The 11,418-nt window shown below is 43.2% G+C and carries 14 protein-coding genes; 3 read left to right on the top strand and 11 right to left on the bottom strand.

Features of this window, described 5'->3' with window-relative positions; genetic code table 11:
• Positions 1-497: 497 nt before the first annotated feature.
• The 3 genes from acnA to SLU01_RS09970 all read right to left on the bottom strand — a co-directional run bounded on the left by acnA (position 498) and on the right by SLU01_RS09970 (position 5,872).
• Positions 498-3,212: an aconitate hydratase AcnA gene (gene acnA / locus SLU01_RS09980; RefSeq protein WP_147057840.1), complete on the bottom strand. Its 2,715-nt coding sequence runs from the start codon at positions 3,210-3,212 to the stop codon at positions 498-500.
• Between the two features lie 183 nt (positions 3,213-3,395).
• A complete protein-coding gene (locus SLU01_RS09975; RefSeq protein ID WP_246110951.1) occupies positions 3,396-4,703 on the bottom strand; it encodes a D-arabinono-1,4-lactone oxidase in 1,308 nt (435 codons plus the stop codon).
• Positions 4,700-5,872 (bottom strand): alanine racemase, encoded by a 1,173-nt coding sequence (locus SLU01_RS09970; protein ID WP_246110950.1) that lies wholly within the window; start codon positions 5,870-5,872, stop codon positions 4,700-4,702. Before SLU01_RS09970 ends, SLU01_RS09975 begins: the two co-directional genes overlap by 4 nt.
• A gap of 146 nt (positions 5,873-6,018) precedes the next feature.
• Between SLU01_RS09970 and SLU01_RS09965 the strand changes: the two genes are divergently transcribed.
• Both SLU01_RS09965 and SLU01_RS09960 read left to right on the top strand, forming a co-directional pair.
• A complete protein-coding gene (locus tag SLU01_RS09965; protein WP_174842639.1) occupies positions 6,019-6,567 on the top strand; it encodes a cysteine hydrolase family protein in 549 nt (182 codons plus the stop codon).
• Between the two features lie 109 nt (positions 6,568-6,676).
• On the top strand, positions 6,677-6,931 hold the full coding sequence (locus SLU01_RS09960; protein WP_147057835.1) for a GlsB/YeaQ/YmgE family stress response membrane protein: 255 nt from the start codon (positions 6,677-6,679) through the stop codon (positions 6,929-6,931).
• A gap of 54 nt (positions 6,932-6,985) precedes the next feature.
• Here SLU01_RS09960 and SLU01_RS09955 read toward each other — a convergent pair whose 3' ends face one another.
• From SLU01_RS09955 to SLU01_RS09935, 5 genes are all read right to left on the bottom strand, one after another.
• Positions 6,986-7,645 carry a lytic transglycosylase domain-containing protein gene (locus SLU01_RS09955; RefSeq protein ID WP_246110949.1) on the bottom strand — a complete coding sequence of 220 codons (660 nt, stop codon included), beginning with the start codon at positions 7,643-7,645 and terminating at the stop codon, positions 6,986-6,988.
• Positions 7,646-7,671: 26 nt separating this feature from the next.
• Entirely contained in the window at positions 7,672-8,271 is a 600-nt protein-coding gene (locus tag SLU01_RS09950) for an SCO family protein (protein WP_147057833.1), read from the bottom strand.
• Positions 8,272-8,380: 109 nt separating this feature from the next.
• Positions 8,381-8,509 (bottom strand): YvrJ family protein, encoded by a 129-nt coding sequence (locus SLU01_RS09945; RefSeq protein ID WP_147057831.1) that lies wholly within the window; start codon positions 8,507-8,509, stop codon positions 8,381-8,383.
• Positions 8,510-8,632: 123 nt separating this feature from the next.
• Positions 8,633-8,851, bottom strand: a complete 219-nt coding sequence (locus SLU01_RS09940; RefSeq protein ID WP_147057829.1) for a DUF2922 domain-containing protein — start codon at positions 8,849-8,851, stop codon at positions 8,633-8,635.
• Between the two features lie 20 nt (positions 8,852-8,871).
• Positions 8,872-9,090, bottom strand: a complete 219-nt coding sequence (locus SLU01_RS09935) for a DUF1659 domain-containing protein (RefSeq protein ID WP_147057827.1) — start codon at positions 9,088-9,090, stop codon at positions 8,872-8,874.
• 134 nt (positions 9,091-9,224) lie between these two features.
• On the opposite strand from SLU01_RS09935, the gene SLU01_RS09930 reads away from it, so the two are divergent.
• Positions 9,225-9,635, top strand: a complete 411-nt coding sequence (locus SLU01_RS09930) for a DUF2621 domain-containing protein (protein WP_147057825.1) — start codon at positions 9,225-9,227, stop codon at positions 9,633-9,635.
• Between the two features lie 54 nt (positions 9,636-9,689).
• Here the strand turns inward: SLU01_RS09930 and SLU01_RS09925 are convergent, their stop codons facing one another.
• The 3 genes from SLU01_RS09925 to SLU01_RS09915 form a co-directional block, all read right to left on the bottom strand.
• On the bottom strand, positions 9,690-10,199 hold the full coding sequence (locus SLU01_RS09925) for a CcdC family protein (protein ID WP_246110948.1): 510 nt from the start codon (positions 10,197-10,199) through the stop codon (positions 9,690-9,692).
• On the bottom strand, positions 10,192-10,521 hold the full coding sequence (locus tag SLU01_RS09920; RefSeq protein WP_147057823.1) for a thioredoxin family protein: 330 nt from the start codon (positions 10,519-10,521) through the stop codon (positions 10,192-10,194). The genes SLU01_RS09925 and SLU01_RS09920 overlap by 8 nt, the downstream gene beginning before the upstream one ends.
• A gap of 103 nt (positions 10,522-10,624) precedes the next feature.
• Positions 10,625-11,335: a cytochrome c biogenesis CcdA family protein gene (locus tag SLU01_RS09915; RefSeq protein ID WP_147057821.1), complete on the bottom strand. Its 711-nt coding sequence runs from the start codon at positions 11,333-11,335 to the stop codon at positions 10,625-10,627.
• Between the last annotated feature and the right edge of the window lie 83 nt (positions 11,336-11,418).

Genomic DNA, 11,418 nt, shown 5'->3' with positions numbered 1-11,418 from the left:
GATTGGTTATAAAATTAGTTCCATACAATTAAGGAAAATGGCCAGTTAGTTTAAAATTTTTTGTTGAATGGTCATCTATAATACTCTCCGTTGCTTGTAGTGCAGGCGCCGACTCCTGCGGGAACAGCGCGAGCTGAAGACCCCACAGGAGCATGCTCTTCGCGACGAGGAGGCTGAAGCCGTGCCCGCGGAAAGCGTGCGCCGGAACGGAAAGCAACAGTTTAGTTGTAGATAATCGTCCCTTTGTTGAATAAGCCGACTACTCAAAATCTATTTTAGCACAAAAACTCCTATTCTTTTCAATACTTTTATTCACTTCTGAATTCTCCGCGATGACTATTCTACACACTGATTAACATCAGCATGTAAATATATGTGATGTCGTTAATTCGCTAACCAAGCGTTGTAAGGTTTCATAAACTTTGTTGCAACAACAAAAAAGGGACACCAATCCATATGCGGATTGTGTCCCCAATTGCTTTGCTTTTAAATGTTTATTAGTTATTTTTCATTTTATCACGAAGAACCATTTGAAGGATTCCGCCGTGACGGTAGTAGTCTACTTCTACGTCAGAGTCGAAACGTGCTAGTACGTCGAACTCTTTCACAGAACCGTCTTTAGCTGTTGCTGTCACTTTCAGGATATCGCGTGGTTTTACGCCTTCCGCGATGTTTACGCTGATTTCTTCTTCGCCTGTAAGGCCAAGTGTTTCAGCGCTTTCCCCTTTCATGAATTGAAGAGGAAGAACACCCATCATGACAAGGTTTGAACGGTGGATACGCTCATAGCTTTCAGCGATGACTGTTTTGATACCTAGTAATGAAGTACCTTTTGCAGCCCAGTCACGTGAAGAGCCCATTCCGTAGTCTTTACCTGTAATAATTGCAAGACCTGTGCCGTCTTCTTGATACTTCATCGCAGCATCATAGATTGGCATGATCTCTTTTGTCGGCCAGTACGTTGTGAATCCGCCTTCTGTGCCTTTTGCAATTTGGTTACGGATACGGATGTTTGCGAATGTACCGCGCATCATCACTTCATGGTTACCGCGGCGTGAACCGTATGAGTTGAAGTAACGTGGCTCTACACCGCGTTCGCGCAAGTATTTACCAGCTGGTGTATCTTTACCGATCGCACCTGCAGGAGAAATATGGTCCGTCGTAATGGAATCACCGAATTTCCCGATGACGCGAAGTCCGCCAAGAGCTTGAATATCAGCAGGCTCTTTTGAAAGACCTTCGAAGAACGGCGGGTTTTGGATATATGTCGAGTTTTCATCGAAATCGTACAAGGAATCATCAGTTGTTTCGATTGCATTCCATGCTTCGTTTTCAGTGAATACGCGGGCATATTCTTTACGGAATAGATCAGGTGTTACTGTCGATTTTACGACTTCCTTCACTTCTTCCGATGTTGGCCAGATATCTTTGAAGTATACATCTGTGCCGTCTGATGCTTTACCAATCGGATCTTTTTCGAAGTCGATATCGACAGTACCAGCAAGTGCGTAAGCGACAACAAGCGGTGGTGAAGCCAAGTAGTTCGCTTTCACGAGTGGGTGGATACGTCCTTCAAAGTTACGGTTACCGGAAAGTACGGAAGAAACTAATAGGTCGTTTTCTGTAATCGTTTTTTCGATTTCAGGAAGAAGCGGACCGGAGTTCCCAATACATGTCGTACATCCGTAACCGACTGTGTTGAAACCGATTTGATCCAAGTATTTATTCAGGCCTGAATCTTGCAAATAACCTGTAACGACTTTCGAACCTGGTGCAAGTGATGTTTTCACGTATGCAGGTGGTGTAAGTCCTTTTTCGACAGCCTTCTTCGCAACAAGTCCCGCACCTAACATAACGTAAGGGTTGGAAGTGTTCGTACAAGAAGTGATTGCTGCGATTGCTAGATCTCCTGTTTTCATGCCGACCGTACGGCCATCCGTGAACTCGACAGTACCTTGCTTTTCGAATTCTTTCGGAGTCAAACCGAAGCCTTGATTACCTTCAGGAGCTACAACGGAGTCTTTGAATGAACGTTGTAATTCTGTTAGCGGAATCATATCTTGCGGACGCTTAGGACCCGCAAGGTTTGCTTCGATTTTTGCAAGGTCGATTTCAAGAACTTCCGTATACGTAGGCTCTTCGTTATCGACTGTAAAGAACATATCGTTCTCTTCAAGATATTTCTTGACGACTTGGATATGATCTTCGTCGCGTCCTGTTAGACGCATGTAGTCAAGAGACTCTTCATCAACTGGGAAGAAACCGCAAGTTGCGCCGTATTCAGGAGCCATGTTCGCGATTGTCGCGCGATCTGCAAGTGGCAGTTTCGATACGCCAGGACCGAAGAACTCAACGAATTTACCAACAACGCCATGTGCACGAAGTGTTTGTGTCACTTTAAGCGCAAGGTCTGTTGCAGTTGTGCCGTTTGGAAGTTCTCCAACCAATTTCACACCGATAACTTCAGGGATTGGGAAGTAAGAAGGCTGTCCAAGCATTCCTGCTTCAGCTTCGATTCCACCAACACCCCACCCAAGAACACCGATACCGTTGATCATTGTTGTATGGGAGTCTGTTCCGACTAAAGTATCTGGGTATGTTTCGTATGTGCCATCTTCGTTTTCAATTGCGTGAACAACGCTTGCAAGGTACTCAAGGTTAACTTGGTGAACGATACCAGTTGCTGGCGGCACTGCGCGATAGTTATCGTATGCTTTTTGTGCCCAGCTTAGGAATTGATAACGTTCAGCGTTACGTTCGAATTCAAGTTCCATGTTCAAGCGAAGTGCATCGTCTGAACCGTATCGGTCAACTTGTACCGAGTGGTCGATGACGAGGTCAACCGGGATTTCGGGATTGATTTTATCAGGATTTCCACCCATTTCAGCCATTGCTGAACGAAGGGATGCAAGGTCGACTACTACTGGAACACCAGTGAAGTCTTGTAGGATAACGCGTGATGGTTTGAACGGTACTTCCGCATCTTTATCCGCGTCTTTGCCCCATTTTGCCAAGTTTTCAACGTGATCATCTTTAATAACATAGCCGTCGTATTGGCGTAGGACGGATTCAAGTAGCACTTTTACTGAATAAGGCAGTTTGGAAATATTCGCAACGCCTGCTTCTTCCAGAGCTTTCAGATGGTAATAGTTATACGTCTTACCGTTTAGCTCGAAAGATTTGCGGCTGTTGTGCAAATTACTTTTCGCCATTTGTGAATTCCTCCTTTATCTACTGAAAAGGTCGTGAGTAAGCATCTTTTCTCTACTCCATCATATTACAGCAACGTTCATAAGTAAAATACTTATAATTTATAGTCTTTCATAAGAAAACATAATGACCTCTTAATCTCTCCAAAGCGAACTAAAGAAATGATCCTAAACAAGTTGCTTACTTTATCCAATTAGATTTCTAAAATACCGCGTGTAAAACACATTTTCGGGATCATTTTCCTGCCTGATTTCATTGAATCGGTCAAGGTTTGGATAGAGGCTTTCCATTTCTTTGGCGTTCAAGTTATTCATTTTACCGAAATGCGGACGGCCTCCGTATTTCTTCATGATGGATTGCACCCATTTGAAGTATGGGCGATTGTCCATTCCTTTGTACATATGAAAAGCCAAAAATGCTGACTCTTTTCCTTGTGTCGGACTTAGGAACGCATCTTCACCTGCTGTTACGCGGCATTCAATTGGAAAATGGACATAAAAAGGATGTGCCTTCAGGAATTCGTGCATTTCCTGCATGCATGCTTCAAAGGATTCGAGAGGGATGGCGTATTCACATTCCGTGAATTTGACAAGCCGGGGGGATGGGAATATTTCATGATAATATCCCTCGGACACCCCCGTTGGAATGTTCGTTGCCGCAAATTTTGTCATTATCCTCGAAAATCTTGGTCTGAGTCGTACAAGTTCAGAAATTGCTTTAAAGCCTACCGTTTCGATCATGCCATTTTTAAACAGATCGATGGATTTGGATGAAAAGCTTTTTTTCACCAATGAAACCTGGTCCATTTTTTTTACTTGGACCGTGTCAACCCCGGGGAAATAAAACCACTCCAAGTGTCTATGTTTGCTAATATTGAGATCCCATTCCGTCATTGCGTCTTGAAAGCCTCTGCGTTCATTCGTCACAGCTAAACTATAAAGCGGAACGGTACGGATGGTCACTTTGATGAGGACGCCTAACATGCCAAGAGAAAGACTGATCGCTTTGGAAAGATCATCATCGTCTCGCCTATGATGCCTTACTGTTCCTGTTCCGTCAATCCATGTCCACGCTACAACTTGAGAGGATAAAGACCCGAATGCCTTCCCTGTTCCGTGAGTTCCTGTACTGATTGCGCCGGCTATCGTCTGCTCTTGTATATCCCCCATATTCTCCAGAGCCATACCGACAGATGCAAGCAACGGTGCTGCCTTATATAGGTATGTCCCCGCCCAAAACGTCGCTTCGCTCGCTGTTCGATCAATTGACAGAAGTCCTTGTATCCGGTCCAAGGAAAGGGCTTCATCATCAGGTTTTGCAACGGGACTGAAAGAATGCCCTGCGCCAACGACCCTCAAAGTCTTTCCCCGTATACGACAGCTATCCACAATTTGTTGAATTTCGCTTATGGATTCTGGATAGTGAAAGTATTCTGGAGTGGCAACGATATTCCGTGACCAATTCATCCATTTTTCACTCATAACTTCTTTCATAGGAAACATCCGCCTTCTCCCCTGTATGTTTTATAAGATTTCACATAACGTTCTCCACGCCTCGCATGTAATTCTGTGAACCGTTCACATAATTCCCCGGCTTTTGCATGACGGAAGAACACTGTATCCCCTATTTGCAGTTTCCTGTCTTTATCTGCTAATGGAGTCTGGACTTCTCCGGCTCCTTCATCTCTCAACAACGCTAGATTCGCAGGCCAAATAGGGACAGGCGCTTTATCGTTTCCACTTGCTCCCGATGCAATATACCCTCCGCCATGGCATACAATAAATCCATCCGTTGGCTTCCTTGTCACTTTTAACGCAAACGCAGTCGCAGGCTTAAACGGCGTCTCATCATATCTTGAAAATAATGAAGGGAAGTAAAAAGCGGAGCCGACTGTCACCTCAGTCACCTCTTCAGCTTGAGGGGTGAAATCGAGGCTTCCGGAACCTCCGCCATTAACAAAGCGAAGCGTTTGGCATGTTTGCCGGATCATTTCAACGGCTGCTTTCCGATAGGCGCCCACTTTTTTTGTTGAACTTTTTTTCAATCTGCGAATGACAGGACCTTGCCATTTGACGTTTGGTCTGTCCGGAACACCTGCGATCTGCGCTTCATAACCCATTACCCCTACAAGTTCAGTCGATGAAAACCCGTTACACTTCTGTAACAACATTTCTACATCCTTCAAAGATTTCAATGAGGAGCGACGTGTACCAAAATAGATCCACTTTAAATCATCCGACATGTTCAAGTCAATGCAAATTTCTAATTTAACACTAGACTTTTCGCCAATGTCATTCAAAAACTTCCATTGCTCTTCACAATCGACCATAAAGACCACTTTCGAGCCGTTTTCAATGTATGGAAGCAGTAACAGAACCGATTCCCTTTCCATTTGTGGATAACCTAACAATAGATGATCAAATCCTTTTTCAAGCAGGAAAAGTGTTTCAGTACAATCATATGTCATCCACCCGTTAAAATTAGGTAATCTTTCAGCTATGTACTGCATGAGCTCGACAGAACGGACCGATTTCGTAGCAATCCGAATCTTTTTTGATCCGGCAAGTTTATTCACCATACTGATATTCCAATCCATAGCATCCAAATCGATGCAAGCAAATGGCCGTGCAATGGAAGCATATGCATTCAATGCAGCATTCACAATTCCCATCCCCTTATGAATCTTCTATTTAGTCAAGTATATTCTGATAACCAATTCAACGCAAAGATTTGACAGCCGAAATTTATTGCTGAAAAGTTTAACGAAATATGTCATGATAGGTGTATAGACAAGTAGAGAGGGTGTACATGTTGGAGAAGGCTTTATTAGTAATTGACTATACGTACGATTTCGTTGCGGAAGACGGGGCACTGACATGCGGTCAGCCAGGTATTGATCTTGAGGACTATATAACGGATTTAACGAGAACATTTCTGAATGAAGGGCAGCTTGTCATCATGCCTGTGGACGTCCACGAGAAAGACGACCCATTTCATCCGGAGACCAAGCTATTCCCTCCTCATAATATTAGGGGAACAGCAGGCCGTGAACCATTTGGCTCGCTTCGTACATTGTATGAGGAAAATCAGGATGAAATTCTTTGGATGGACAAGACACGCTACAGTGCTTTCGCAGGCACTGATCTTGAAATGCAATTACGAGCACGCGGTGTAAACGAATTGCATTTGGTTGGTGTATGCACCGATATTTGCATCCTCCACACATCAGTAGATGCTTATAATAAAGGATTTGACATTGTCATCCACGAAAAAGGCGTAGCCAGTTTTAATCCCGCGGGCCATGAGTGGGCGCTCAGCCATTTTGAAAATACATTAGGGGCTAAAGTCATCCGCTGAACCATCTCTTTTTAGTGATTTTATTGCAGAAAATGTTTGAGGTATTGAAATATCGGATATTCATATACTACAGAAGCAATTATGAATCACTAAAAAGGAGATGGAGTAAATGAGCTTTATTTGGTTTTTAATTATCGGCGGTGTTATCGGTTGGCTCGCGGGCCTTATTTTAGGAAAAGACATTCCTGGCGGTATTATCGGTAACATTATTGCAGGGATCGTTGGTGCTTGGATTGGCGGAATGCTACTTGGATCATGGGGACCTAAAGTTTCGGACTTCTATATCCTACCCGCATTGTTAGGCGCGATCATTCTCGTATTCATTGTGAGCCTGATCATGAAATCTATGCGCAAAGCGACTTAAATGTAAATAAGAAAGAAAAAGAGCGCCGAGGGATTTCTCCCTTGACGCTCTTTTTCATTCCTCTGCCAGCCTTTGGGTTTCAAACTCATTGAAAAACCAAAGGACGTCTTCTACATACTTATCGCTATGATTATAATGGAAAATCGCTTTTTCAATCTCTCCGTCAGCAGCCCCGCTCTTCGATAAATAATTGGCGGCACTGAAAATCGCATCTTCAATATCGTACGGGTCGGCAATTCCATCCCCATTGGCATCAATGCCATAGCCGCCATACTTTTTAATGACTGCTGGATCCGTTTTGTCTTTTTCAGGGATATCCCCTTTCCCGAGCCCTTCGCAACCGGGATAGCTCCATCCAACAAATGTACATGGCATGAATTGCATATGGCCTTCCGCTCCTGCCGGAGATAAAAGTGGATCCATCGTTGAAAAACGTGTTTCAATCCGATGATGCGCGGCTAAAAGCGTCCAAGGGATTCCGTATTCATCCGCGGCAGCTTTGTAAATAGGAAGATATTCTTCAGGAATGACGGTTGCGATATGCCGATCTTGAAAATCAAGCAACGTACTTGCGGATTTCTTGATAAGTTCAGGATTTTGAATGCCTGTCCATATAATTGCCGACAACGTGAAGGTGATGACAGCGACGGGAATCAGTAAAACGATCATGAAGATTTTCGTTTTGATTGATAGACCCTTTTTCTTCTTCTTCACTGCACCACCCTTTTCTGTTTACCCTTTTAAGATTTTGGTTCCTCTTTAATGAGGGCTTTCATGTCTTTGACGATTTGGTCATAAGGGACGTCCTCTGCTCCGTTATACGTTTTAACAGATACTCCGTCCTTATTGACTAAACTGTACGCAGTGCCATGGGTGACTTGGTCCACCCCTTGCGTTTTACTTACAAACGTTTTGAATGATCCGATTGCCAAGCCTTCAATTGTATCTTGGCTGTAACCCGTCAACATTTCCCATTTGCTTTGATCAACTGGATCGAATGCATCCAAATAGGTTTGTAATGCGTCAGGTGTATCATTTTTTGGATCAACGCTGAATGAGACGATTTTATAGTCCTCCACGCCGGCATCATGCAATTGTTGCTGTAGATCCGTCATATTTGCCATCATCGGCAAACATACCGTTTCACAATTTGTAAAAACGAACTGGGCAATCCAGACAGTTCCTTTCAGATCGTCCAGCGCAACTTTTTCATTATGTTGATTTGTGAACTCAAAGGAATCGATTTTGTACTTATGATCCGCTTTGAACCCGCCCATTGAACACGCACTCAATACTATCATGAGCGTTGCTAAAATTGAAAGAACTAATTTTTTACGCATATACAGACTCCTCCACTTTCCATATTTACTTTATCATAGTGGATGGGTCCTTATCAAACAACCGCTCATTCTTATCCTTCTTGTCATTTCATTGACGTTTCGATGAAGTTCACTTCACATTCAATGAAACAAGTGCTTTGTGAATCGCTTCGAGTTTCGTCTCAAGCCGGTGCAATAGATAAAAGGATACAAAGATTGGAAAACCAATCTGTTGTATAAAATTCAACCATTCTTCCATGCTGACACTCTCCTTTACTTAGACGTTGAATTAAGGTACCGCTTGGCACGGATTTCCGCTTCAATCCTATATCTATTACATACAGACTAAAAGCTCCCCAGTATGTTACTGGAGAGCCATTTGTCATGCTTTTATTAGATCAGTTACTGTACGTTCGACAATTCGGGCGCCTTTTACTGTTTCCAGTGGTGATCCGTCCACTTGAAACACCCCTGAGCTGATGATTTCTTGCATTGCCGCTTCCACTTCAGTTGGTGACAGATCGGCTCGCGGCTCATCGACTGTGAGCGATGTCTGTTTCCCAGCTGCCGTTACAAAGTTTAATTGTAGCGTTTTCGCCATGTTTCATCTCTCCTTTCCAATTAGTTCATAATGTCTGCTGTTTCCACTTTCTCCGCTCCGATAAATGGATACTCGGAGAGCTGTGCCAATTGTGAAAGAGCACTATGCAAATTATCTGCATCTACTCCTTCTGTAACGTGACGATAGGATTTTGTCTTTCGGATCAATTTCCCATCTTCCGTCATTCCTGCGTCAAAATACACCTTGCCAACTGCATGTCTGAATTCGATTGTCGCCATCTGCTTTCCCCTCCTTTCACACGTTATATAGACTTGAAATACACAAAAGGATACTTTGTCCGTGTATTTTTTCAAAAAAGCTCTTATAATGGTGAATAGAATGGAAGAGGTGAAGACAGTTGCAAGATTTGTTTATGTGGTTCATCATTTTCTGGTGCGTCGTCCTTATTGGTCTTTTCGGGATCGGTGGCTTTTTCATGTTCCGTAAATTCTTGAAGGTGTTCCCGAAAGCGGACGGCAAATCGACGCTTGATTGGGAAGAACATTATGTGAATGAATCCCTTCATCTTTGGAATGAGGAAGCGAAAGCTCTTTTAAATGAACTCGTCAGCCCCGTTCCAGAATTGTTCCGAGACGTCGCGAAACAGAAAATTGCCGCTAAAATCGGCGAAATCGCATTGAAAGACCGTGCAAAGACAATCGGCTTTGATCATATTATCCACGGTTACATTGTCGCTACGCCGAAACGCGATCATAATTTCCTTCGAAAAAAATTGGATCAGATGAAGGTTGACATGACGCCATATGAGCACTTATTTCAATAACTCAAAAGAGAGGCCATCCTATATTAAATAGGAGGCCTCTTTTGCTTAGCATCGTTAACTGTTTTTCAGTTGATAGTATTTCACAAGCATTCCGATCCGCCATGGCAAAATCATAGCAAATGCCAATGTCCAAAACATGCCGCCAAGTTCTCCGACATTAATGGAGCTGCTTAATATCAATTTTGCGACGAGGCGTATGACTAACAAGCCAAGTAATATGAACAGGAAAGCCCTTGATTTTTTCAAATAAAGCTTGTCGTCTTTTTTCTCAAAGTTTGTCGTCTTAATCAAAATCAATGAAAACAACAACCCGACACATATCGATTCAATCACTTGGGGCAAGGGCACCCAAAATTCTTCAAATAAAAACATCAACGCCCCTGTCGACATGAACAGCGGCGGCAAAATGATCCTTTTCGGCGAAATCGGTTTTTTAGCAGCCTTGGCTCTAACGAAGAACGCTAACGTTCCCATGAAAAGAAACAACAGCGTCGATCCGACGATTAAGTAGACAGAAGGAATTTCGGTGAAAATAAAATCAACGAGCTCGCGGAGTTTAAGCATGTTCATTCCCCCACTCCGTCAACTCATCCATCCGAAGTCTTAACTGTTCCATTTGAACGAACCTCGCAAATCGGGCTGTTTCTCTTCCTTGATGGAACAATAGGACAACAGGAGCGGTGAATAAAGATAGCTGCCCTGCCATCTCAGGAACTTGAGCTGCATTCACTTTGTAAAAAGGGAATGGATAGTCCTTTTCAAGTTCAGCTACTTGCGGATAGAGTCCTTCACATACAGAACAATGATCCGTTTTGACAAACAACAAAACTTGCGGCTCTGTAGCCAATATTTCTACCCATTTTTCAAAAGATCCGACCTCTTTCATCGGCAATTCCTCCACTTCAACATCGATTGCATACGTTCTCTAGCAGTAAATCCAAGTTGCCCCCATCAGTATCTTAGAGCTCAGATGGGGGCAATAATCGGAATTAAAAACCTTGGAAATCCCCGAAAATCGGGCTGAGTAAGCTTGTTAAAAATGTGATGCCATCAAAGAATAACAGAAGACCGAATGCAATCATCACATAGCCTCCGATTTTCATAATAAGGTTGCTGTTTCTGCGAATCCATCCAAGCCGCGTAATGAAAAACGACAAAATGAAAAATGGAATTGCGAAACCTAATACATACATCATCATGTACAACATGCTGGAACCAGGATTCGCAGCCGCTAATCCGATGATCGCTCCAATGATTGGCCCCATGCACGGTTGCCATCCAGCTGAAAATGCAAGTCCAATTAAAGCAGTACCCAAGTAGCCTGCAGGGCGATTTTTGAATTGCAGTCTATGTTCTTTCATTAAAAACTTAGGCGTAAACAACCCAATGACCATCAGTCCGAAAACAACAATGAAAATGGCCCCAACTTGTCTCAGCAAATCTTTGTACTGTACAAAGAAGTTCCCGACAAATGATGTGCTAAACCCTAAAAAGACGAATACAACTGAAAATCCAAGTAAAAAGAAAATCGTGTGAAGCATTCCGTTCCGGTTCATCCGTTTCGAATCGGATTTCAGCTCATCAATCGACATACCGGTAATATAAGATATGAATGCCGGATACAGCGGCAGGACGCACGGCGATATGAAGCTTAGAAAACCCGCGCCGAATGCAAGAAATATATTCAAATCAGTCGCCATCATTCTCTCCCCTTCATTTTTCTCTCCCCATCGTACCAAATCCGGAATCAAATATCGCTGATTTTAACTGTGAAATGTTTATG

It is taken from the genome of Sporosarcina luteola (assembly GCF_007991495.1).
GTDB lineage: Bacteria > Bacillota > Bacilli > Bacillales_A > Planococcaceae > Sporosarcina > Sporosarcina luteola.
This window is presented reverse-complemented; position numbering and strand designations above follow the sequence as displayed.

Bases quoted from the DNA above. Each gene is read 5' to 3' on its own strand.
- SLU01_RS09930 (WP_147057825.1), top strand. From the start codon at position 9,225: ATGTGGTTCATCATTTTCTGGTGCGTCGTCCTTATTGGTCTTTTCGGG.
- SLU01_RS09975 (WP_246110951.1), bottom strand. From the start codon at position 4,703: ATGAAAGAAGTTATGAGTGAAAAATGGATGAATTGGTCACGGAATATC.
- SLU01_RS09965 (WP_174842639.1), top strand. From the start codon at position 6,019: ATGTTGGAGAAGGCTTTATTAGTAATTGACTATACGTACGATTTCGTT.
- acnA (WP_147057840.1), bottom strand. From the start codon at position 3,212: ATGGCGAAAAGTAATTTGCACAACAGCCGCAAATCTTTCGAGCTAAAC.
- SLU01_RS09915 (WP_147057821.1), bottom strand. From the start codon at position 11,335: ATGGCGACTGATTTGAATATATTTCTTGCATTCGGCGCGGGTTTTCTA.
- SLU01_RS09935 (WP_147057827.1), bottom strand. From the start codon at position 9,090: ATGGCGACAATCGAATTCAGACATGCAGTTGGCAAGGTGTATTTTGAC.
- SLU01_RS09925 (WP_246110948.1), bottom strand. From the start codon at position 10,199: ATGCTTAAACTCCGCGAGCTCGTTGATTTTATTTTCACCGAAATTCCT.
- SLU01_RS09940 (WP_147057829.1), bottom strand. From the start codon at position 8,851: ATGGCGAAAACGCTACAATTAAACTTTGTAACGGCAGCTGGGAAACAG.
- SLU01_RS09920 (WP_147057823.1), bottom strand. From the start codon at position 10,521: ATGAAAGAGGTCGGATCTTTTGAAAAATGGGTAGAAATATTGGCTACA.
- SLU01_RS09945 (WP_147057831.1), bottom strand. From the start codon at position 8,509: ATGGAAGAATGGTTGAATTTTATACAACAGATTGGTTTTCCAATCTTT.
- SLU01_RS09950 (WP_147057833.1), bottom strand. From the start codon at position 8,271: ATGCGTAAAAAATTAGTTCTTTCAATTTTAGCAACGCTCATGATAGTA.
- SLU01_RS09960 (WP_147057835.1), top strand. From the start codon at position 6,677: ATGAGCTTTATTTGGTTTTTAATTATCGGCGGTGTTATCGGTTGGCTC.